Below are 20,436 nucleotides of genomic sequence, written 5' to 3'. Positions count from 1 at the left end.
GCAGCGAGCCGGGTGCTCGGGGGTCCGGGGGCGGAGCCCCTGGGAGCAGGACAGTGTGTGAGCGCCCGCAACCGCGCGAGCGCAGCGAGCCGGGTGCTCGGGGGTCCGGAAGCGGAGCCCTTGGGAGCAGGACAGCGTGTGAGCGCCCGGGCGGACGAAGCGACCTGACGTGCTCGCGCTGCTCGGCCTCTACGACGGGACGCCGGGGTGGGCGCAGGTGATCCTGCTGACCGCCCTGGTCGTGATCGTCGGCAGCAACGCCTGGGTCGTGATCCTGTTCGTGCGGTCGCGCGTCGCGCTGCACCACCTCCCGGAGCCGTACGAGACCGCGCCGCCCGAGCTGCTCTGGGTCGCGGTCGTGCCGGCGCTCGACGAGGAGGTGACGATCGTCGACTCGGTCGGGCGGCTGATGGCGATGGACGCGCCCAACACGGTCGTCCTGGTCGTCGACGACGGCTCGACCGACCGCACCCCCGAGCTGCTCGAGGACCTCCGTCGCCAGGTGCCCGAGGGCAGCCTGGCGGTCCTGCGCCGCGACCTCCCCGACGCCCGTCGTGGCAAGGCCGCGGCGCTGAACGCGGCGTGGCGCCACGTCCACGACGTGCTGCTCCGGACCGGCCCGCACGCCGGCTCGGACCCGTCGCAGGTGATCGTCACCGTGGTCGACGCCGACGGCCGCCTCGACCCCGACTCGCCCCGACACGTCGCCGCGCACTTCGCCGATCCGGGTGTCGGCGGCGTCCAGTCGCTGGTCCGCATCTACAACCGGGACCACCTGCTGACGTGGTGCCAGGACGTCGAGTTCGGCATCTACGGCGAGCTCTACCAGCTCGGTCGCACGGGATGGGGCACGGCGGGGATGGGCGGCAACGGCCAGTTCAACCGGTTGGCCGCGCTCGACTCCGTCGTGCGCGACGGCGACGAGGGCCCGTGGCGCGACCGGTTGACCGAGGACCAGGACGTCGGCCTGCGGCTGATCGAGGCCGGCTGGCGGAGCCGTCAGGAGGTCCGTACGGCGGTCGACCAGCAGGGCCTTCCCGGCCTGCGCCGCCTCTACCGGCAGCGCACGCGCTGGTCGCAGGGGAACCTCCAGGCCATGCGGCACCTGCCGGCGGTCGCCCGGGCCCCGGTCCGGTTGGGCGCCCGGCTGGACCTCGTGGCGTCGCTCCTCAACCCGGTCTGGCAGGGGATCGTCGGCCTCTCGCTGGTGGTCGGGCTGTGGCTGTTCGCCGTCGACGGCGTGCCGTTCTGGACGAGCGCGATGCCGTGGTGGCTGATCCTCGTCACCTACTCGCTCGGGTTCACCGGCGCGGTGCTGGGGACCGTGGCGCGCTCGGCCCGGCGGACGCCCTGGGCGTGGCTCGTCGGACTGCTGATCGCGCAGCCGTACGCCCTGTACTCGTGGCTGCTGTTCCCGGTCCTCGTCCGGGCGACGCTGCGCCTGCTGGCCCGGCGCGGCTCGTGGGCGAAGACGGCTCGCGAGCCGGTGCCGGCTCCGGCCTGACCGGCCTTCGCGGCTCGCGCCTGCGTCCGCGGCGCTCGGCAGCGGTCGTCCGGATCCGCGGTGGCGACGGGCCGCTGGGGGTCAGGAGAGGCGGGCCGCCAGGACGCCGGCGTCCTGCAGGTCCGACTCGGCCATGCGGTCGATGAGGTGACCCTCGGTGTGCATCGCCTCGGCGTCCTCGTCGGGCGCGACCCAGGTCGAGCGGTCGGGGTACTGGAAGTAGACGATCGAGTAGCGGTCGCTCGAGACCCGGCCGGGCACGTGCTCGGGGTTCACGACGCGGTGGTCGTTCGCCGGGATCCGGCCGCGGCTCCACCGGTGCAGGAGGTCGCCGACCTGGAGGAGGATCGCGCCGGGCGGGAACGACACCGGCACCCACGTGCCGCCGGGACCGATCCTGGCCTCCAGCCCGCCGGGGCTGTCGTCGGCCCACAGCAGGGTGAAGCCGCCGATGTCGGTGTGCGGCCGCTGCCGGACGCGCCCCGGCTCGGGCGGCTCGTCCTGCGCCAGGTAGTGGTTGCAGACCATGTTGGCGTGCTGGCCGGAGGTCCAGGCCGGCAGGTCCTCGACGGGCAGGTCGAGCGAGCCGGCGATCAGGTGCGTGAGGCGGGTCGCCAGCTCGTGGTGGTGCGCGTAGAGGTCGACCCACGCGGCGCGCAGGTCGGCCGGGCGGTCGGGCCACTGGTCGAACGTCCCCGCCCACTCGTCGAGCGGCACCGGGTCGCCGTGGGCGTCGGTCCGCCCGCCGGGGGCCAGGTTGATCTCGAAGCGCTCCAGCAGCATCGCCTGGGGACCGCCCTCGTGCACCGGCTGGAAGCCCTGCCACGGGAGGTCGCCGTCCCAGCGCACCCGGTCCTTCTCGTCACGGGGCAGCTCGAAGAACGCCTGCGACGTCTCGAGCACCCGGGAGATCCTGTCGACCGCGCCGTGCCCGACGAGGAAGGTGCAGGAGTGGGCGACGAGGGCCTCGACCAGCTCGTCACCGGTGGCGGTGGCGAGGTCGATGACGGGGATCGTCGGGTCGGCAGCGGACATGGGGGCACCTCCGGGGATGGTGGTGGGCCGCCGTGTCCGTCACTGGCCGGTAGTTACCCGATCGACGTGCTGATCGTACCGCCCGTGCCGGACGTCGACGACACCTCGGTACCGTGGTCGGCATGGGAGCGGGATGGGTGCCGCCGGACGGGTCCGCGCCCGAGGGCGGGTCCTCGGGTGATCGCGACGGACCCCCGCCGTTCACCTCCGCACCACCGGGATCCTCCGGTCTGCCGCCCCACCTCAAGGGCGCGCCGACGACCGAGTCGTCGCCACCGTTCCACGACCCGCCGTACTCCGGGCCGTCGCACCCGGTGCCCACGTGGGTCCCGCCCGTCCGGGCCACGCTGTCCCCGCACCGGGGGCGGCGTGAGCGATGGGTGTGGGTGGCGGTCGTGGCCGTGCTCGTCGGGCTGTGCGCCCTGTGGATCGCGTCGACGGTCCGCGGGCTGACCGACGCCGCCGGGGGACCTGCGGAACCCGGCCCGGTGGCGGGTCCCGAGGTGCCCTCCAGCCTCCCGGGAGCCCCCGACGTCACGTCGACGCTCCCATCGGCCGACCCCGAGGACGCTGCGGTCTACGACGAGGTCCGCTGCCGGTTCGAGGGCAGCTCGACGGTGGAGCCCGGCGTCCGCATCTCCGACGGCGAGCCGACGCCTCAGCGGATGGAGCTGCTGCCCGGCGCGACGTTCGACTGCACGTCGGTCGAGGGGCGGACCACCGGCGGGATCTCGATGACCACCGAGATGCCGGAGATGACGGCGCGCCGCGGCAAGGGCTCGGCGATCGGCGTGATCGACTGGACCACGGTGGGCCCGGGCATCGCCCCGGACCTCGGCCGCCGGTCGAACCTCACCGCCGAGGTCGAGCTCGCGTTCCCGAACGTGATCCTGCTGTTCACGATCCAGGACGGCCCGTACCAGGGCTACAAGGGCCGCGTCGTGCTCGGGAAGTGGACCTTCCGGAACGACGAGGCCGGCCGGATCGTCCAAGTCGACTTCGAGCCCACCGACGTCGTGCTGTCCGACGGCTGAGCCCGAGGGCGACCCCCGCCCCCGGCCCGCTCCAGCCACTCAGAGCCGCTCAGAGCCGCTCGATGATCGTCACACGTCCGCCGACCCCGCCCCCCGCCCGTCGGCTCCGCGAGCTCCGCCGACACGTGGGGAGTCGATCCGTCGAGCGGCGGTTCGCTCCGCTCAGAGCCGCTCGATGATCGTCACGTTCGCCTGGCCGCCGCCCTCGCACATCGTCTGGAGGCCGTAGCGGCCCCCGGTGCGCTCGAGCTCGTTCAGGAGCGTGGTCATCAGCCGGACGCCGGTGGCGCCGAGCGGGTGGCCGAGCGAGATCGCCCCGCCGTTGACGTTGACCTTCGACAGGTCGGCGTCGAGCTCCTTGGCCCACGCCAGGACCACTGAGGCGAACGCCTCGTTGATCTCGACCAGGTCGATGTCGTCGAGCGTCATGCCGGCCTTCTCGAGCGCCCGCTTGGTCGCGGGGATCGGCGCCGACAGCATGTACACCGGGTCGTCAGCCAGCACCGACAGGTGGTGGATGCGGGCCCGCGGCTTCAGCCCGTGCTGCTCGACCGCCTGCTCGCTCGCGATCAGCATGGCGGCCGAGGCGTCGGAGATCTGCGAGGCGACGGCGGCGGTGATGCGTCCGCCCTCGCGCAGCGTCGGCAGCGAGGCGATCTTCTCGGGGTTCGGCTCGCGCGGGCCCTCGTCGAAGGTGAGGCCGTTGAGCTCGACGATCTCGTTGTCGAACCGGCCCTCGGCCCGCGCCGCGATCGCGCGGCGGTGGGACTCCATGGCGAACTCCTCCATGTCCTCCCGGGAGATGTCCCACTTCTCGGCGATCATGTCGGCGCCGCGGAACTGGCTGACCTCCTGGTCGCCGTAGCGCTCGACCCAGCCCATGGACCCGGAGAACGGGTCGGTGTCGCCGAACTGCTCGGCGACGAGCATCGCCGAGCTGATCGGGATGCGCGACATGTTCTGGAGGCCGGCGGCGACGACGAGGTCCTGCGTGCCGGACATGACGCCCTGCGCGGCGAAGTGCACCGCCTGCTGCGACGACCCGCACTGGCGGTCGATCGTGGTGCCCGGGACGTGCTCCGGGAGCCCCGCGGCGAGCCACGCGGTGCGACCGACGTCGCCGGCCTGCGAGCCGATCGTGTCGAGGCAGCCCATCACCACGTCGTCGACGGCGCCGGCATCGATCCCGGTGCGCTTCACCAGCTCCCTCAGCGTGTGGGCGCCGAGGTCGGCCGGGTGGATCTGGGAGAGCGACCCGCCCCGCTTGCCGACGGGGGTGCGCACGGTGTCGATGATGTAGGCCTCGGCCATGGGTTCTCCTCGGGCTCGACCGGCGGAGCGGTCACTGGTCCGTCGTGGTGTCACGAAAGCTGCTCCAAGGTACGCGGCGACCGACCGATCGGCCGCATCGCCCGGGCTCGGCCCGCTCACCGGCGACGACCCCCCACGGGAGTTGTCCGATCGGGCAGACTTCCGCCATGTCGAGGACGTGGCGAGCCGAGGAGTTCGACCTGCTGTCGCCGTCGGTGGCGAAGCGGTGGTCGGGCTTCCTCTCCGAGGAGGGCGACCGGCGTTGGTTCCCGAACCTCCTCGGCATCCAGGTCGAGGAGCTCCGCCGCGACTACGCCCGCCTGCGGATGCCGTGGCGCAGCGACCTCAACCAGTCCCAGGGCCTGATGCACGGTGGCGCGATCGCGACCCTCATCGACACCGCCGTCGTGCCGGCGATCGGCACGGCCTACACCGACGCCCGGCCGTTCTCCACGATCGAGATGTCGGTGCGCTACATCCAGCCCGTCCGCCAGGAGGACCTGGTGGCCGAGGGCTGGGTGCGGCGCCGCGGCACGCGCGTCGTGTTCTGCGAGGTCGAGGTGCGGACCGCCTCGGGCGTCACCGTCGCCACCGGCGATCTCATCTACGTGGTGGGATCGGCGCCCGAGCCCGGGTGAGCGACCCGCCCCACCCGGCGGGCGGTGGCGGCGAGAGGTGAACGCCGGGTGACGTGGCGGTTGCCTGGAGGCGAACGGCCTGGGACCATGTCTCCGGTCCGGGACTCGAGGGAGCCCGGCGGAGCGGGGGGCGTGCCGTGGGGGCTGCGAAGCGAGCGATCGGATCGGTCCGGTGGGCCGTGGCGGCGATGGTGGTGGCGGTGGTCGCAGTGGCCTGCACCGTGCCGACCTCCACCCCGCCGACGGAACCGTCCGTCCCCGTCGGCGACGACGCGATCGGGCTCAACCAGCTCCAGTACCTGGGCAGCCACAACTCGTACAAGACGCAGCCCTCCTTCGGGCTCCTCGCCGCGCTGGGCCTCGGCTCCGCCGCGGTCCCCGAGCTCGCCGGCAGCGGTCTCGACCCGGCGCAGCTCAACTACGGCCACCGCCCGCTCACGCAGCAGCTCGACAGCGGCATCCGCAGCTTCGAGCTCGACATCTGGGCCGACCCCACGGGTGGGCGGTTCGCCGCGCCGCTCGCCGCGCAGCTGCTGGGCCAGCCCTACCCGCCGGGCATGGACGACCCCGGCTTCAAGGTCCTCCACATCCAGGAGATCGACTACCTCTCCACCTGCCCGACCCTCGTCGGCTGCCTCGAGGAGATGACGGCCTGGTCCGACGCCCACCCGGGCCACCTCCCGATCACGATCAACCTCGAGCTCAAGCAGGACCCGCTCCCCTCCCCGTTCGACGTCACGCCGATCCAGGAGTTCGACGCGGCGCAGCTCGACGCGCTCGACGCCGACGTCGCCGCGGTGCTCGGCGACCGCCTCATCACCCCCGACGAGGTCCGCGGCTCGGCGCCCGACCTGCGCACCGCGGTGACGACCGCGGGCTCGGGCGGCGGCTGGCCGACGGTGGCCGACAGCCGGGGCCGGTTCCTGCTGTTCCTCGACAACGCCGGCCAGCTCGCGACCCGCTACCTCGACGGCCACCCGTCGCTCCAGGGCCGGGCGCTGTTCACGAGCGACGGCTTCTCCCGTCCCGACGGCGCGGTGCTGAAGGTGAACGACCCCGGCGACGGCTCGGCCATCGCCGCGCTCGTCCAGCAGGGCTTCCTCGTCCGCACCCGGGCCGACGCCGACGTGGTCAACCCCGGACCCGACCGGGCCGCCGCGCTCGCCTCGGGCGCGCAGATGGTGCACACCGACTTCCCCGCCGGCGAGCCGCAGTTGGGCACCGGCTACCAGGTGGCGTTCCCGACCCGGGTGCAGGCCCGCTGCAACCCGGTGAACACCACGCCGGCCACGTGCACGGCGGCGGCCGCCGTCGAGCCCGCGGCCTGAGGGCCGAGGTCACGGCGGGTCGCGCCCGCCTCAGCCGACCGACGCTCCGGCGTCGGGGCAGACGTCGAGGAGGTGGCAGTCGCGGCACCACCGGCCGGGCGAGGTCGGCGCGGCGTCGGGCTCGGCGCGCCAGCGGACCAGCTCGACCACCCGCTCGACCGCCCGTGCCAGCAGATCGGCCGTGACCGGGAAGGCGACGGTCGACGCGGTGGCGGGCGAGCCGACCCGGACCCGCGCCGGGACCTGCCGGCGGAGCAACCCGTCGGCGAGCGCGTTGAACCCGGCAAGCAGGCCGAGGGCGGGGTCCGACGGGGCCCGGGCCGACATCACGACCAGCACGTCGGGGCGGGACACGCCGTCGGACGCGTCCCAGTTCGCCCGCAGCCGGATCGTCCGCTCGGGGACGTCGACGAGCTGGCGCCGCGTCGCCCACGACAGCGGCCGACCCGCCACGGCGGCCAGCGCCCCGGTCGCCCACGTGGTCGCGGCGGCCCGCACGGCCGCCCGTCCGGCGCGGTCCAGCTCCTGCTCGTACCAGTCGGCGAACCACGCCGCGTCGCGGTCGAGGTCGTCGACCGACGTGAGGACTCGGTCCACCGCGACCCCGACCGGCTCGCCGTCGCGCCGCTCCCGCAGGGCCACCCGCCCGATCGCCCCGGCGGCGGTCGCGGCCGTCACCACGAAGTCGTCGAACGGCACCGACCAGCGCGAGGGGCAGACCAGCGCGAGGTCGTGCGCCGACACGTCGACCCAGCCGGCGCCGTCACGCGGTCGCTTCTGCTCCAACCGGAGACGGTCGCCGAGCAGTGCGTCGAGGCGCCCGACCAGGTCGTCGCGGGCCGCGACCGCGAGCGCAGCGCGGTCGTCGGCCGTCACGGGGCCACCGCGTCGTCGAACGGGTCGGGCGGGTCCTGGTACGTGGGGCAGCGGTCGGCATCGGGGCACCACGCGCACGACGGCCCGGCGCGCTCCACCGGGGTGCGCCCGACCTGCAGCTCGGCCCATGTGCCGATCGCGTCGGCCAGCCGGCGGGCCGCCGAGTGCAGCACGTCGGCGCCGACGGGCATCGACGCCAGCGTGCCGCCCGGGTACCACCGGGCCACCGCGGCCGGGGCGCGGCGGTCGCGCAGCGCGACGAGGAGGGCGTAGTGCGTCGCCTCGGCGAGGTGCCCGTGGTGCGGACGGCCGAGCTTGACCTCGACCACGACCGCTGGGCGGCCGGACAGCGGCCCGCCGAGCTCGACGTCGGTCCGGCCCTCGCAGCGCACGGCGCCGCCGGCGAGGTGCACCGCGGCCGAGGCCTGGGTCCGCGGCCACCACGACGGGTCCAGCCCCGCCCACGCCCGAGCCGCGGTCGCCAGCGGCGCGAGGTCGAGCCCGTCGGCCCCCGCCTGCACCTGGTCGCGGACGTCGAGCTCGCCGCGCGCCCCGAGCCACGACAGCAGGTCCTCGAGCGGATCGGCGACCGGGCCCTCGGCGATCTCGTGCTCGACGTACACGTCGAGGGCCCGGCCGAGCAGCTGCCGCACCGAGGGCCGCGCCTCGTCGTCGGCGGACGGGCGGCTGGTCGCGACGGCGCAGCGCTCGCACTCGGCGAGGGACGCCACGCGGCCCTTCGGGAGCCGCAACGGGAGCGCCTCCGCCGCGTCGTGGCCGTCGACCAGCTCCGCCGCACGCGCTGCGGCGATCTCGAGGTCGGCCCGCACCTCGTCGAGCTCCTCGGGCGCGACCGGCGACGCCGGCGACGCGGCCAGCAGATCGTCCAGCTCGGCGGCGACGGACACGGGACCGGACACGGCCAGAGCATGGCAGCTGCCACCGACAGGATCGGCGCCGCGGCCCCGATCGGACGATCTACCGTTCGCGCCCGTGACCGACGAGATCGTGCCCTTCACCATCGACGTCCCGCAGGAGCAGCTGGACGACCTGGCCAACCGGATCCGCCACACCCGCTGGCCCGACCAGGAGACGGTGGCCGGCACCGACGAGCCGTGGAAGCAGGGCATGCCGCTGCGCGCCGCACAGGAGCTCGCGCTCCACTGGTCCTCGGGCTACGACTGGCGGCGGGTCGAGGCCACGCTCAACTCCTTCCCGCAGTTCCGGACGGTGATCGACGGCCTGGGCATCCACTTCCTCCACGTGCGCTCCCCCCAGGAGGACGCCCTCCCGATCGTCCTCACGCACGGCTGGCCCGGTTCGGTCGTCGAGTTCCTGAAGGTCATCGGACCGCTGACCGATCCCGCTGCCCACGGTGGTGACCCCGCCGATGCGTTCCACGTGGTCGTGCCGTCCCTGCCGGGCTACGCGTGGTCCGACAAGCCCGACCACACCGGCTGGGGCGTGCCCCGCATCGCCGCGGCGTGGGAGCAGCTGATGCTCCGCCTGGGCTACGACCGCTTCGGCGCCCAGGGCGGCGACTGGGGCTCGATGGTCACGCTGGCGATCGGCGCCCACCACACCGACCACCTCGTCGGCGTCCACACGAACATGCCGCTCGTGATCCCGTCGACCCCGCCCGAGGAGATGACGCCGACCGAGGCCGCGGCGGTCGCCGGGCTCGACCACTACATGAACTGGGACGGCGGCTACTCGACGCAGCAGTCGACCCGTCCGCAGACGCTCGGGTACGGGCTGGCCGACTCGCCGGTCGGGCAGATGGCGTGGATCGTCGAGAAGTTCTGGTCCTGGACCGACTGCGACGGCGATCCGCTGAACGCCCTGACCGCGGACGAGCTCCTCGACAACGTGTCGGTGTACTGGTTGACCAACTCGGCCGCGTCGTCGGCGCGGCTGTACTGGGAGTCGTTCAAGCACGTCGACTTCAGCCCGATCGAGGTCCCGTCGGCCATCTCGGTCTTCCCGCACGAGATCTTCCGGACCAGCCGGCGCTGGGCGGAGACCCGGTTCTCGGACCTGCGGCACTTCGACGAGCTCGAGCGCGGCGGCCACTTCGCCGCGTTCGAGCAGCCGGAGGCGTTCGTGTCCCAGGTCCGGAGCGCCTTCCGGACGATGCGCTGAACCGAGCCGGCGCCCCGGCTCGGGTGGACAGCGTCAAACCGAGCGGGTGAACCGCTGCTCCCCGCTCGGTGAACGGTTCCCCCTGACGGGTGAACTTCGTTCGATTTTCCGTGACCTGTGCCCCACCTCAGTGGTACGTTCGACCCAGGTCACCGTGGCTGGTGGCGATGCGGGGGGCGATCGCACTGGGCGACACCCACCGGGAATCACTGGGCAGAACCCGGGAGGGACTGGACATGAAGACTCGTGGCGTGCGCTTCGCGCTCGTGGGGTTGGTGGCGGCCTTCGCCGCCGTGGCAGCGGCCTGTGCGCCGGCTCCGTCGCCGGGCGCTCCGCCGGCACCGATCAACTGGTCCTTCAAGGGGACCAACATGACGGTGAACAACGTGCAGGACGAGGTCTGCGTGCTCGTCTGCGTGAACACCTCCGACGAGGCCTACCTGCTGCAGGTCGCCTTCCGCGTCCGCATCGGCGAGCCCGGGTCCGCCCAGGCCTGGGTCGTCAAGGGCGGGACGCTGCCCAGCACGGGCGCCGGCGGCAGCCGCAGCCTGAACGACTCGACCGGTGCCAAGGTGGCGTTCAACGGCGTGCAGCCGCTCGACGTGCTCGACGCCCTCAACTCCAACAACAAGATGGACGTGGTGGGCACCTACACCTGGGCGGCCGAGGAGGACTTCTTCGACTCGCTGACCGGTGGCGCCGAGTCCATCGCCAACATCTTCGAGACGGCGCTGAACTCGACGCTCGCCGCCGGCTCGCTGCCGAACGGCGACACGAACGCCCTCATCGGCCTGATCATCGACGCCCTCTTCGACAACGTGGGCACGCCGTTCAACCTGATCCTGGCGAACCTGCCCTGCCTGGGCACCTGCGACGACGTCCTGGGCGGCGCCCTCTACGTCGGCCTCGGTGCCACCGGCACCCTGGCCTCGCTGATCGACACGGCGATCGGTTCGACCACGATCCCGAGCATCCCGATCCCCGCCGTGACGGTCCCGCCGGACGTCCAGGGCGGTGGGCTCTACACGATGGCCAGCACCAAGAACTTCAACCAGGTGTTCTCCGGCGCCGACGGCGTCCACACCTACTCGTTCCAGTCCGGCCCGGCCTGACGGAGCGGCGCTCCGGTCAGCGCTGACCGAAGGACGAGGACGGCCCCGGGCGGATCGCCCGGGGCCGTTCCGCGTCCGGACCTCGATCGGGTCGCTCTAGCCCTCGACGTCGGGCGACTTCATCGCCGCCGTGCCGATCCGCTTCTGGATCGTGGCGCTGAGCCCGGGGGCGACGGTCGCCAGGGTGGCGCCGAGGCGGAGCTCGATCGGCGACACGAACACCTCGGCCGGATCGGACGTGATCGCCGTGACCACCGCGTCGGCGACGTCCTGCGGGGTCTTGGTCCGCACGCCGGGCGGCAGCTCGATGTCGCCCTCGGCGAACATGCCGGCGTCGCGGATGAAGCCCGGCGAGACCAGCGTGACGCCGATGCCGGATCCGTCCAGGTCCTGGCGCAGCGAGTGCGCGAACCCGCGGAGGCCGAACTTCGTCGCGTTGTACATGCGGGTGTTGGGCGTGGCCGCCAGCCCGGACAGCGAGCCCACGAGCACGATCTGGCCGTGGCGGCGCTCGGCGAGCAGGTGCTGGGCGAAGGCGACCGACAGGTGGATCGGGGCCCGGAGGTTGACGTCGATCGTGGCGTCGACGTGCTCCGGTGACTCCTCCTCGATCACGGTGTCGGACCCGACGCCGGCGTTGAGCACCAGCACGTCGACGCCGGTCGCGTCCTCGGCGAGCCGGTCGACGTCCGTGCGGTCCGCCAGATCGGCCACCACCACCTCGCCGCCGGTCTCGGCGGCGAGCGCCTCGAGCAGCTCGCGGCGGCGAGCGGTCAGGACCAGGTCGGCACCCCGTCGAGCGAGCTCGCGGGCCATGGCGGCGCCCAGGCCCCCGCTCGCCCCGGTGACCATGATGCGACGTCCTCGGATCTCCACGGACCCGAACCGTAGCGGCGGGCGTGGTCGGGTGAGGTGCGACGTGCGGCGACAGGTCGGCTGGTTCTGCGAAGCACGCCGATAGCCTCGGACCATGACCGACAGCACGAACACCGACGCGCGGGACCTCGCCATCCATTCCCTCCGCCGGAAGCGAGCGTTCCAGGCGCAGGTGGTCTCCTACGCCGTCATCAACGTCGTCCTCTGGGGCCTGTGGCTCTTCACCAAGGGCGACGGCAACCAGGGCTTCTGGCCCGCCTGGGTGACGGTCGGCTGGGGCATCGGTCTCGCCTTCAGCGCCTGGCACGCGTACGGCGAGAAGCCGATCACCGAGGACGACATCCAGCGCGAGATGCAGCGCACGCAGGCCGACGGGCGATGAGCGGCACGACGGATCCCACCCGGGGCGACCTCCCCGCCGGCGCGGCGACCGGGTCGACGGGGACCGACGACGCCCGAGCGCACGCGATCGCTGCGCTGAAGGGGCGGCGGGAGCTGACCGCGAACGTCGTGTCGTTCCTGATCGTGAACGCCTTCATGTGGGCGCTCTGGCTGATGACCGGCGCCGGCTACCCCTGGCCGATCTGGGTCACCGGCCCGTGGCTGGTCGGCGTGGCGTTCCACGCCTGGCAGGTGCGCGGCGAGAAGCCGATCACCGAGGACGACATCGAGCGGGAGATGCGGCGCCAGGGCGCCTGATCCACCCTCGCGGGATCGCGGCCGCCGCCCGCCGTCAGCTGCCGAGCTGCTCGGCGAGGTACTGCTGGATCCCGACCTGGTTGATGGCCTCGAGCTGGGTCTCGAGCCAGTCGATGTGCTCCTCCTCGGAGACGAGGATCTCCTCGAGGAGGTGTCGGGTGCCGTTGTCGCTCGCCGCGACGGCGGCCTCGATGCCCCGGTTCAGGCGCTCACGAGCGACGTACTCGAGCTCCAGGTCGTTTCGGAACTGCTCCTCGACCGTCTCGCCGACGCGCAGGGCGTTGAGCCGCTGGAGGTTGGGCACGCCGTCGAAGAACAGCACCCGCTCGATCAGGGCCTCGGCGTGCTTCATCTCGTCGATCGACTCGTCCCGGATGTGGTCCGCGAGCCGGTCGAAGCCCCAGTTGCTGCACATCTTGGCGTGCACGAAGTACTGGTTGATGGCCGTGAGCTCGGCGGTGAGCACCTCGTTCAGCAGATCGACGATCTCGGGGTTGCCCTGCACGGTGGTCCTCCTCGGCCTGTTGCCGGACACCCTACCGTGCGCCCCCAGCGCTCCGGCACGGGCGCGACGGAGCGGGCGGAGCGGATCCGCCCGGGACCGTGACGACTCGGATCAGGCGGCCGAGACGGCGTCGAGCGCACCCTCGACCGCGAGCAGCATCTCGATGGTGCTCACGCAGGAGCCGCAGTTCCCGCCCGCCTGGCAGGTGTCCATGACGTCGTCGACGGAGCACGCGCCCTCGCGGATCACCTCGACGACCTCGGCATCCCGGAGGCCGTGGCAAGAACATGCGATCGCCATCGCTGTTCAGAATACCTAACACCGTCGGGATGGCAACCCCTGGGGCGTGGGATTCGGCGTGCCCAGGCCTGCCGTGGACGGCGTGGCTCAGGCGGCGCTGTGCTGGCCTGCCTCGTCGGCGGCGTCGGACGGCGCCTCGGTGGTTGCGTCGACGACCCCCGGACGGCCGGTGTGCGGACGGGCGACGACGTGGCGGGTGGCCGGGGCGGCGACCAGCACCTGGTCCGGGTCCTGCGGCAGGAACCAGGCGGGCCAGCTGTCGCCCGGGCGGGGCACGGCGTCCGCAGGGATGACCACCTCCCGCTCCAACGGGAACGGCTCCGAGCCGTCGGCCGGGCAGACGAGGAACTCCATCCGGCACTGCACGTTGAGGTGGTTGCGCACGCCGTCGGTGCGCCGGACCGACACGACGGTGGCGAGCGCCCGCGAGCCCTCGGCACGGAGCTCCCTCACCGACAGGACGGTCACCGCCGGGCGCAGCTGCCGGCCGACGAAGCCGACGATCGCCACGGACGTGCCGATCACGGCCGTCGCGAGCACTCCGAGGGTGATCACAGTCCCAGCCATGTGCGGGATTCTGCCGCGCCGTCCAGGGGCCCGGTTCCGTAACCCGTACGCAACTGGTCGTCGGCCGGGTGATGATCCGGTCCCCGCGTCGCGCGATCCGACGGGAGCAGCGGGCATGATGGGTCGCGAACCAACCGGAGGAACCGATGGCCGACGAGAAGCACCACCTGCAGGAGACCCACGGCGACGAGCCGAACATCGACCCGAAGGGCCTCGGCAAGCCGGAGTCCCTCAAGCAGGTGCTGCACGACGTGGCCGAAGGTGCGACGGAGTTCCTCGAGGGAGAGCCGCCCGAGGGCGCGAAGGACACCGGCCACGTCGAGGGCGCCAACTACGAGTGACCGGTCGCACCGGACCGGCGGACCCGGTCGGGTGCCTCAGCCGGCGCTGAGCGCGTCGGCGATGCGCGCCTGGACGGCGTCGCTCGTGGGGTCGGTCCACGCCGCCAGGTGCGTGCCCCCGTCCACGGACAGGAGCTCCGCCTCGGGGAGCGCCGCCAGCGCGTGGTCGCTGTGCGCAGGCGGCACGTCGGCGTCCGCAGTCCCGTGGACGAGCAGGACCGGCGCCGACACGGCGGCAAGGCCGAGGTCCGGCAGCTCGGGGAACTGCCGGTGGTCGTTGTCGAGACCCACCTTCCGACCTGCGACCGTGGCGGACAGCTCGAGGACGAAGCTCCGCTTCGTCGGATCGTCCCAGACCTGCTCGACGAGCTCCTTCAGCTCCGCCGTGCCCAGGTCGCCCTCCTCGGCGAGCGTCGACTTCACGAGCGACCTCCCCGAGTGCTTCGCCATCTCGTCCACGAGCCACGGACCCAGCCGCCCGGACAGGAGCCGGTCCTCGAGACCGCCCTTGAACGTGAACGGCCCGCTGACCGCGGCCAGCGCCGCGATGGCCGACACCCGCTCGGGGTGCCCGCTCGCGAGCAGGTAGGTCGACGGTCCGCCGCCGGACCAGCACATGACCGCGACCCGGTCGATGCCCAGCGCGTCGAGCAGCGCGAGGTGCAGCTCGGCCTGGGCGGCCGGCGTCGAGTTGGCATCGGTCAGCGCCGTGCCGAGGTAGCCCGGCCGCGACGGCGCGATGACGCGACGCCCGGCCGCGACCAGGAAGCGGGTCATCAGCTCGCCCTGGTCCGAACCGCCGGGCGAGCCGTGGACGAAGAGCACGGGATCGCCCGAGCCGACGTCCGCGTACTCGATGGTGCCGAGCTCGGCGTCGACGGTGGCGGGGGTCGGGTCGGACATGGCCTGCGCTCCTGGCTGGGACGGCGCCGCGGCGCGGCGCGGGGGTCCCACCAGTCTGACGGCGTAGGCGGCGAGTTCCTCCGTCCGGTCGGACATGGCCGACGTCCCGCCGACGGAGCAGCCCGTGACGTCGGACGCCGCCGGCCCCGCGTCAGGTCACGGTCCAGGTGGGGCCGGAGCGGATGAGCTCGGCCAGGTCGCCGCGACCCTGGCGCTCGATCGCCTCGCCCACCTGCGCCGCGACCTCGAGCTCGTAGAGCGGGCGGTCGACGTCCCGGAACACGCCGATCGGGGTCGGGGTGTGCGGCCCGGACGCCAACCGGGACAGCGCGAACGCGAGCGTCGGATCCGGCCGGTGCTCGTCGTGCACGACCAGCTGGCCGCCGGCGTCGCCGTCGCGGTCGGCGATCCGGTCCACCACCAGCTCGGCGTACTCGTTCTGGAACACGCCGAACTGCCCGTCGGCGCCGAAGCGGACCGGTTCGCCGTGGCGGAGCGGGATCATCATGTCGTCCCGGTTGTCCTTCGCCATCACGTCGTCGAACGCGCCGTCGTTGAAGACGTTGCAGTTCTGGTACACCTCGACAAACGCGGCGCCCTTGTGCTCGTGGGCCCGACGGAACACCTCCTGCATGTGGCCGCGGTCGGCCTCGTGCGTGCGGGCCACGAACGTCGCCTCGGCGCCCAGGGCCACCGACACCGGGTTGAACGGCTGGTCGATCGATCCGAACGGCGTCGACTTGGTGATCTTGCCGATCTCGGAGGTGGGTGAGTACTGGCCCTTCGTCAACCCGTAGATCTGGTTGTTGAACATCAGGATCTTGAGGTCGACGTTCCGGCGGAGCGCCTGCAGGAGGTGGTTCGCGCCGATCGACAGCATGTCGCCGTCGCCACCGATCACCCACACCGACAGGTCGGGCCGGGTCATCGCCACGCCGGTCGCCACCGCCGGCGCCCGCCCGTGGATCGAGTGGATGCCGTAGGTGTTCATGTAGTACGGCAGCCGCGCCGCGCACCCGATGCCGGACACGAAGACGAGGTCGTGGGGCGGGACCCCGAGGTCGGGCAGCATCAGCTGCAGGGCGGCGGTGATGCCGTAGTCGCCGCACCCCGGGCACCAGCGCATCTCCTGGTCGGACATGAAGTCCTTGCGCCCGAGGGCGATGGGCGTCCCGGCCACCGCCGTCGCCGCCGCGCCGTTCCCGCCGGCCCCGTTCCCGCCAGCGCCGTTCCCGTTGGTCGCGTGGCCGTTCGTCGACGCGCTCATCGGTCCAGCTCCGCCAGCATCCGTGCCTCCATCTCCCCGGCTGCGAACGGCAGCCCGGCCACCTTGGTGAAGCTGCGGACGTCGACCAGGTACCGGTCCCGCAGCAGCCCGGTCAGCTGCCCGAGGTTGAGCTCGGGGCACAGCACCTTCGGGTACCGGGCGAGGACGTCGCCCAGGTCCGCCGGGAACGGGTTCACGTGGACGAGGTGCGCCTGCGACACCCGGTGGCCCGAGCGGCGCAGGCGTCGGACGCCCGCCGTGATCGCTCCCCAGGTCGAGCCCCAGCCGACGACCAGCAGCTCGGCGCCGTCGTCCTCGTCGAGCAGGACCCCGGGGATGTCGGCGGCCATGCCGTCCACCCGGGCCTGGCGGAGCCGCACCATGTGCTCGTGGTTGTCGGGCTGGTAGCTGATGTTGCCGGACCCGTCCTGCTTCTCGATGCCGCCGATGCGGTGCTGGAGGCCGGGCGTTCCGGGCAGCGCCCAGGGCCGGGCCAATGTCTCGGGATCGCGGAGGTAGGGCCAGAACGTGTCCCGTCCGTCGGGTTCGCTGTGGTTGGTCGCCGTGGCGAACTCGACCGACAGGTCTGGCAGGTCGGCCACGTCGGGCAGCAGCCACGGCTCGGCGCCGTTCGCGAGGTAGCCGTCGGTCAGGAGGATCACCGGCGTCCGGTACCGCAGGGCCAGCCGGGCGGACTCGATCGCGGCGTCGAAGCAGTGGGCCGGCGACCGCGCCGACACGATCGGCAGCGGCGACTCGCCGTGGCGACCGTGCAGCGCGGCCAGCAGGTCCGTCTGCTCGGTCTTGGTCGGCATGCCGGTCGAGGGGCCGGCGCGCTGCACGTCGACGATGATCATCGGCAGCTCGAGGCTGATGGCCAGACCGATCGCCTCGGACTTCAGGTCGAGGCCCGGCCCCGACGTCCCGGTCACCGCCAGCGCACCGGAGAAGGCGGCGCCGATCGCGATCGAGGCGGCGGCGATCTCGTCCTCGGCCTGCATGGTCCGCACGCCGAAGTTCTTGCGCCGGCTGAGCTCGTGGAGGATGTCCGACGCCGGCGTGATCGGGTAGCTGGCGTACACCAGCTGCAGCCCCGAGAGCTCGGCGGCGGCGATCAGCCCCCACGCCAGCGCGGTGTTGCCGTTGACGTTGGCGTAGGTCCCCGGCGGCAGCGGCGCCGGCGCCACTGAGTACGGGTGGTCGAACAGCTCGGCGGTCTCGCCGAAGTTCCGCCCGGCGCGGAGCGCGGCCAGGTTCGAGTCGCGCACGAGCGGCCGGGCGTCGTACTTCTTCTCCACCCAGTCGACGAGGGGCTGGACCGGACGGGTGTACATCCAGCAGATGAGGCCGAGGGCGAAGAAGTTCTTCGAGCGTTCCGCGTCGCGCCGCTTGACCCCCAGCTCGGTGGTCGCCTGGAGCGTGATCGAGGTCATCGGCACCTGGTGAACGGTGAAGCGCTCGAGCGACCCGTCGACGAGCGGGTTCTCCAGGTAGCCGGCCTTGGTCAGGTCGCGCTCGTCGAACGCATCGGAGTTCACGATGATCGTCGAGCCCGGCGAGAGGTCGTCGACGTTGGCCTTGAGCGCGGCCGGGTTCATCGCGACGAGCACGTTCGGCGAGTCACCCGGCGTCACGATGTCGGTGTCGGAGATGTGCACCTGGAACGACGACACCCCCGCCACGGTGCCGGCAGGGGCGCGGATCTCCGCCGGGTAGTTGGGCAGGGTGGCGAGGTCGTTGCCGAAGAGCGCGGACAGCTCGGTGAAGCGGTCACCGACGAGCTGCATCCCGTCACCAGAGTCGCCGGCGAAGCGCACGACGACGCGGTCGAGCTCCCTGGGGCCGGAACCAGCGCGGTCCGACGTGGTGATCGTGGACATGGGACCCCCTTGTCCTGTTGTCCGGGCCGCGCTGTTGGTCGTTGCTGCCCGATCGAGCCGCCGACCCCCCGGCGACCCATTGACGAAGGTACCCCCATCGCCGGGCCACATGACCGCTTTGTTCCCGCCCGGTGGCGCGGGGCAGCGACGCGACCCCTGACCCGACGGCCTCGTCGGGCCCGCCGATCAGGCCGCGGCGCGGTCGCCGGTCTGCACCCGCCAGAGCGCCGCGTAGAGGCCGCCGGCGGCGACCAGCTCGTCGTGGGTCCCGGCCTCGACGATGCGACCGGCCTCCATCACGTGGATGCGGTGGGCGTGGCGGATCGTCGACAGCCGGTGCGCGATGACGATCGTCGTCCGGTCGACGGCGACGCGGGCGAGCGACTCCTGGATGGCCGCCTCCGTCTCGTTGTCGATCGCCGACGTGGCCTCGTCGAGCAGGAGCACGGCCGGGTCCCGGAGGATGGCACGGGCGATCGTGATGCGCTGGCGCTGCCCGCCCGAGAGCTTCTGGCCCCGCTCCCCCACCACGCTGTCGTAGCCGTGGGGCGTGGCCCGGATGAACCCGTCGGCCTCGGCGAGCACCGCGGCCCGCTCGATCTGCTCGAGGGTGGCGTCCGGGCGCCCGTAGGCGATGTTCTCGCGCACCGTGCCGTGGAAGAGGAAGACGTCCTGGGGCACGAGCCCGGTCGCGCCCCGCAGCGAGGCGAACGTCAGCTCCGGCAGGGGGATCCCGTCCACCGACACCGTCCCGGCATCGGGCTCGTAGAGGCGCAGCAGCAGCTTGAGGACCGTCGACTTCCCCGAACCCGTCGATCCGACGATGGCGTGGGTCTCCCCCGCCGGCACGTGCAGTGAGAAGTCCCGCAGCACCGTCCGGTCGGCGTCGCCGCCGAGCGGATCGACCGGCGCCTCCTCGTCCGAGGCGCCCTCGGGCTGCGGCGGGGGCCGGTGGTAGCTGAACGTCACGTCGTCGAAGCGGACGTCGCCGCGCACGGGCTGCGGCAGCTCGCTCGTGCCGGGCTGGATCGACGGCTGCAGCTCCAGGAGGCCGAAGATGCGCCGGCAGCTCGCCATCGCCCGCTGGTACAGGTCGAGGATCTCGCCGAGCTCGGTGAGCGGCCACAGCAGGCGCTGGGTCATGAACACCAGCACCGAGTACATGCCGACGGCGAGCGTCCCGTCGAGCGCGGCCTTGCCGCCGACGACCAGGGTCATCGTGAACCCGGCCAGGATGGCGACCCGGATCAGCGGGATGAAGGCGCTCGACAGGCGGATGGCGTCGCCGTTGACCCGCCGGTAGCGCTGGCTCTCCACCTCGAGCCGGCCGACCTCGCGCTCCTCGCCGTTGAACGCCTTGACCGTGGCGACCCCGCCGAGGCTGTTGCTCAGCGTGTCGCCGATGTCGGTGGCGGCGGCGCGCACCGCGTCGTAGCGGGGCTCCAGGCGCTTCTGGTAGCGGAGCGAGCCCAGCACGATGATCGGGATCGGCAGGAAGGCCAGCACCATCAGCGTCGGCGAGATCACTGCGAAGACGAGGCCGACCAGCACCACGTTGGCGATCGACTGGATGATGTCGTCGGCGCCGACGTCGAGGAAGCGCTCGAGCTGGTTCACGTCGTCGTTGAGGACGGTCATCATGCCGCCCGACGTGGTGTCCTCGAAGTAGCTCATCTCGAGCGACTGGACGTGGCGGTACGCCTCCATCCGGGTGTCGTGCTCGACGGTCTGGGCCAGGTTCCGCCAGGTCACGTGGGCCACGTACTGGCTCGCCGACTCGGCGAGCCAGATGACGATCGTCGCGGCGGCGAGGATGAGCAGCTGCTGGAAGCGGTCGTCCACGCCGGTGATCCGGTTGAGCAGCGAGTCGCCCTCGTTCACCACGACGTCGACCGCGACGCCGATCAGCAGCTCGGGCAGGACGTCGAAGAGCTTGTTGGTCACCGACATCACGGTGGCGAACACGACCTTCGGGCGCTGGCGCGAGGCGTGGCGCCAGAGGTCGCGCAGCGGCGGCGTGCTCGACAGCGGGAACGAGCGGTTCGTGCGCGTCACGGCGGGGGTCGGGGCCTGTTGCATCACCCCGACAGCCAACCCCGTGCCGGCCGCCCGCGGCCA

At 72.6% G+C, this 20,436-nt stretch carries 21 protein-coding genes; 9 read left to right on the top strand and 12 right to left on the bottom strand.

The genetic code is table 11. The annotated features are described in order from the left end of the window. Positions 1–169: 169 nt before the first annotated feature. A complete protein-coding gene (locus tag LH044_RS15915) occupies positions 170–1,504 on the top strand; it encodes a glycosyltransferase family 2 protein (RefSeq protein WP_227756572.1) in 1,335 nt (444 codons plus the stop codon). A gap of 81 nt (positions 1,505–1,585) precedes the next feature. Here the strand turns inward: LH044_RS15915 and LH044_RS15910 are convergent, their stop codons facing one another. Beyond that, positions 1,586–2,539: a 2OG-Fe(II) oxygenase family protein gene (locus tag LH044_RS15910; RefSeq protein ID WP_227756571.1), complete on the bottom strand. Its 954-nt coding sequence runs from the start codon at positions 2,537–2,539 to the stop codon at positions 1,586–1,588. Between the two features lie 122 nt (positions 2,540–2,661). Between LH044_RS15910 and LH044_RS15905 the strand changes: the two genes are divergently transcribed. After that, positions 2,662–3,573, top strand: a complete 912-nt coding sequence (locus LH044_RS15905; protein WP_227756570.1) for a hypothetical protein — start codon at positions 2,662–2,664, stop codon at positions 3,571–3,573. 162 nt (positions 3,574–3,735) lie between these two features. On the opposite strand, the gene LH044_RS15900 is transcribed toward LH044_RS15905, so the two are convergent. Further along, the gene (locus tag LH044_RS15900; protein WP_227756569.1) at positions 3,736–4,884 is read right to left on the bottom strand and encodes an acetyl-CoA C-acetyltransferase; all 1,149 of its coding nucleotides are present in this window, start codon (positions 4,882–4,884) and stop codon (positions 3,736–3,738) included. A 167-nt stretch (positions 4,885–5,051) separates the two neighbouring features. Here LH044_RS15900 and LH044_RS15895 point away from each other — a divergent pair, with 167 nt between their 5' ends. Both LH044_RS15895 and LH044_RS15890 read left to right on the top strand, forming a co-directional pair. Beyond that, the gene (locus LH044_RS15895; RefSeq protein ID WP_227756568.1) at positions 5,052–5,522 is read left to right on the top strand and encodes a PaaI family thioesterase; all 471 of its coding nucleotides are present in this window, start codon (positions 5,052–5,054) and stop codon (positions 5,520–5,522) included. Between the two features lie 137 nt (positions 5,523–5,659). Next, positions 5,660–6,850, top strand: a complete 1,191-nt coding sequence (locus LH044_RS15890; protein WP_227756567.1) for a Ca2+-dependent phosphoinositide-specific phospholipase C — start codon at positions 5,660–5,662, stop codon at positions 6,848–6,850. A gap of 30 nt (positions 6,851–6,880) precedes the next feature. On the opposite strand, the gene LH044_RS15885 is transcribed toward LH044_RS15890, so the two are convergent. Together LH044_RS15885 and LH044_RS15880 are read right to left on the bottom strand one after the other, a co-directional pair. Next, a complete protein-coding gene (locus LH044_RS15885; protein ID WP_227756566.1) occupies positions 6,881–7,726 on the bottom strand; it encodes a hypothetical protein in 846 nt (281 codons plus the stop codon). Beyond that, positions 7,723–8,646, bottom strand: coding sequence for a hypothetical protein (locus LH044_RS15880; protein WP_227756565.1), 924 nt, complete (start codon positions 8,644–8,646; stop codon positions 7,723–7,725). The genes LH044_RS15885 and LH044_RS15880 overlap by 4 nt, the downstream gene beginning before the upstream one ends. A gap of 73 nt (positions 8,647–8,719) precedes the next feature. Between LH044_RS15880 and LH044_RS15875 the strand changes: the two genes are divergently transcribed. Together LH044_RS15875 and LH044_RS15870 are read left to right on the top strand one after the other, a co-directional pair. Next, positions 8,720–9,868, top strand: coding sequence for an epoxide hydrolase family protein (locus LH044_RS15875; protein WP_227756564.1), 1,149 nt, complete (start codon positions 8,720–8,722; stop codon positions 9,866–9,868). A gap of 236 nt (positions 9,869–10,104) precedes the next feature. Then, on the top strand, positions 10,105–10,980 hold the full coding sequence (locus LH044_RS15870) for a hypothetical protein (RefSeq protein ID WP_227756563.1): 876 nt from the start codon (positions 10,105–10,107) through the stop codon (positions 10,978–10,980). Positions 10,981–11,076: 96 nt separating this feature from the next. Here the strand turns inward: LH044_RS15870 and LH044_RS15865 are convergent, their stop codons facing one another. Then, positions 11,077–11,856, bottom strand: coding sequence for an SDR family NAD(P)-dependent oxidoreductase (locus LH044_RS15865; RefSeq protein ID WP_227756562.1), 780 nt, complete (start codon positions 11,854–11,856; stop codon positions 11,077–11,079). 94 nt (positions 11,857–11,950) lie between these two features. Between LH044_RS15865 and LH044_RS15860 the strand changes: the two genes are divergently transcribed. Together LH044_RS15860 and LH044_RS15855 are read left to right on the top strand one after the other, a co-directional pair. Next, on the top strand, positions 11,951–12,238 hold the full coding sequence (locus LH044_RS15860) for a 2TM domain-containing protein (RefSeq protein WP_227756561.1): 288 nt from the start codon (positions 11,951–11,953) through the stop codon (positions 12,236–12,238). Beyond that, positions 12,235–12,555: a 2TM domain-containing protein gene (locus LH044_RS15855; RefSeq protein WP_227756560.1), complete on the top strand. Its 321-nt coding sequence runs from the start codon at positions 12,235–12,237 to the stop codon at positions 12,553–12,555. The genes LH044_RS15860 and LH044_RS15855 overlap by 4 nt, the downstream gene beginning before the upstream one ends. Positions 12,556–12,589: 34 nt before the next feature. On the opposite strand, the gene bfr is transcribed toward LH044_RS15855, so the two are convergent. The 3 genes from bfr to LH044_RS15840 all read right to left on the bottom strand — a co-directional run bounded on the left by bfr (position 12,590) and on the right by LH044_RS15840 (position 13,927). After that, positions 12,590–13,060 (bottom strand): bacterioferritin, encoded by a 471-nt coding sequence (bfr, locus tag LH044_RS15850; protein WP_227756559.1) that lies wholly within the window; start codon positions 13,058–13,060, stop codon positions 12,590–12,592. Positions 13,061–13,171: 111 nt separating this feature from the next. After that, a complete protein-coding gene (locus LH044_RS15845) occupies positions 13,172–13,360 on the bottom strand; it encodes a (2Fe-2S)-binding protein (protein ID WP_227756558.1) in 189 nt (62 codons plus the stop codon). Between the two features lie 87 nt (positions 13,361–13,447). After that, positions 13,448–13,927 carry a hypothetical protein gene (locus LH044_RS15840; protein ID WP_227756557.1) on the bottom strand — a complete coding sequence of 160 codons (480 nt, stop codon included), beginning with the start codon at positions 13,925–13,927 and terminating at the stop codon, positions 13,448–13,450. A 146-nt stretch (positions 13,928–14,073) separates the two neighbouring features. Between LH044_RS15840 and LH044_RS15835 the strand changes: the two genes are divergently transcribed. Then, positions 14,074–14,268 carry a hypothetical protein gene (locus tag LH044_RS15835; protein WP_227756556.1) on the top strand — a complete coding sequence of 65 codons (195 nt, stop codon included), beginning with the start codon at positions 14,074–14,076 and terminating at the stop codon, positions 14,266–14,268. 36 nt (positions 14,269–14,304) lie between these two features. On the opposite strand, the gene LH044_RS15830 is transcribed toward LH044_RS15835, so the two are convergent. The 4 genes from LH044_RS15830 to LH044_RS15815 all read right to left on the bottom strand — a co-directional run bounded on the left by LH044_RS15830 (position 14,305) and on the right by LH044_RS15815 (position 20,397). Beyond that, positions 14,305–15,171: an alpha/beta fold hydrolase gene (locus tag LH044_RS15830; protein WP_227756555.1), complete on the bottom strand. Its 867-nt coding sequence runs from the start codon at positions 15,169–15,171 to the stop codon at positions 14,305–14,307. Between the two features lie 151 nt (positions 15,172–15,322). Further along, complete coding sequence (locus LH044_RS15825; protein WP_227756554.1) at positions 15,323–16,438, bottom strand: 2-oxoacid:ferredoxin oxidoreductase subunit beta; 1,116 nt, start codon at positions 16,436–16,438, stop codon at positions 15,323–15,325. Further along, complete coding sequence (locus LH044_RS15820; protein ID WP_227756553.1) at positions 16,435–18,318, bottom strand: 2-oxoacid:acceptor oxidoreductase subunit alpha; 1,884 nt, start codon at positions 18,316–18,318, stop codon at positions 16,435–16,437. Before LH044_RS15820 ends, LH044_RS15825 begins: the two co-directional genes overlap by 4 nt. Before the next feature lie 186 nt (positions 18,319–18,504). After that, complete coding sequence (locus LH044_RS15815; protein WP_227760115.1) at positions 18,505–20,397, bottom strand: ABC transporter ATP-binding protein; 1,893 nt, start codon at positions 20,395–20,397, stop codon at positions 18,505–18,507. Positions 20,398–20,436: the final 39 nt, after the last annotated feature.

Origin of the sequence: Dermatobacter hominis (assembly GCF_020715685.1) — a bacterium.
GTDB lineage: Bacteria > Actinomycetota > Acidimicrobiia > Acidimicrobiales > Microtrichaceae > Dermatobacter > Dermatobacter hominis.
Note: the sequence above shows the minus strand (reverse complement) of the source record. Positions and strands in the feature narration are given on the sequence as shown.

What these genes read in the sequence shown, in the direction of transcription:
- LH044_RS15910 (WP_227756571.1), bottom strand. Translation starts at nt 2,539, where the DNA reads ATGTCCGCTGCCGACCCGACGATCCCCGTCATCGACCTCGCCACCGCC.
- LH044_RS15905 (WP_227756570.1), top strand. Translation starts at nt 2,662, where the DNA reads ATGGGAGCGGGATGGGTGCCGCCGGACGGGTCCGCGCCCGAGGGCGGG.
- LH044_RS15900 (WP_227756569.1), bottom strand. Translation starts at nt 4,884, where the DNA reads ATGGCCGAGGCCTACATCATCGACACCGTGCGCACCCCCGTCGGCAAG.
- LH044_RS15895 (WP_227756568.1), top strand. Translation starts at nt 5,052, where the DNA reads ATGTCGAGGACGTGGCGAGCCGAGGAGTTCGACCTGCTGTCGCCGTCG.
- LH044_RS15870 (WP_227756563.1), top strand. Translation starts at nt 10,105, where the DNA reads ATGAAGACTCGTGGCGTGCGCTTCGCGCTCGTGGGGTTGGTGGCGGCC.
- LH044_RS15860 (WP_227756561.1), top strand. Translation starts at nt 11,951, where the DNA reads ATGACCGACAGCACGAACACCGACGCGCGGGACCTCGCCATCCATTCC.
- LH044_RS15855 (WP_227756560.1), top strand. Translation starts at nt 12,235, where the DNA reads ATGAGCGGCACGACGGATCCCACCCGGGGCGACCTCCCCGCCGGCGCG.
- LH044_RS15845 (WP_227756558.1), bottom strand. Translation starts at nt 13,360, where the DNA reads ATGGCGATCGCATGTTCTTGCCACGGCCTCCGGGATGCCGAGGTCGTC.
- LH044_RS15840 (WP_227756557.1), bottom strand. Translation starts at nt 13,927, where the DNA reads ATGGCTGGGACTGTGATCACCCTCGGAGTGCTCGCGACGGCCGTGATC.
- LH044_RS15835 (WP_227756556.1), top strand. Translation starts at nt 14,074, where the DNA reads ATGGCCGACGAGAAGCACCACCTGCAGGAGACCCACGGCGACGAGCCG.
- LH044_RS15830 (WP_227756555.1), bottom strand. Translation starts at nt 15,171, where the DNA reads ATGTCCGACCCGACCCCCGCCACCGTCGACGCCGAGCTCGGCACCATC.
- LH044_RS15825 (WP_227756554.1), bottom strand. Translation starts at nt 16,438, where the DNA reads ATGAGCGCGTCGACGAACGGCCACGCGACCAACGGGAACGGCGCTGGC.
- LH044_RS15820 (WP_227756553.1), bottom strand. Translation starts at nt 18,318, where the DNA reads ATGTCCACGATCACCACGTCGGACCGCGCTGGTTCCGGCCCCAGGGAG.
- LH044_RS15815 (WP_227760115.1), bottom strand. Translation starts at nt 20,397, where the DNA reads ATGCAACAGGCCCCGACCCCCGCCGTGACGCGCACGAACCGCTCGTTC.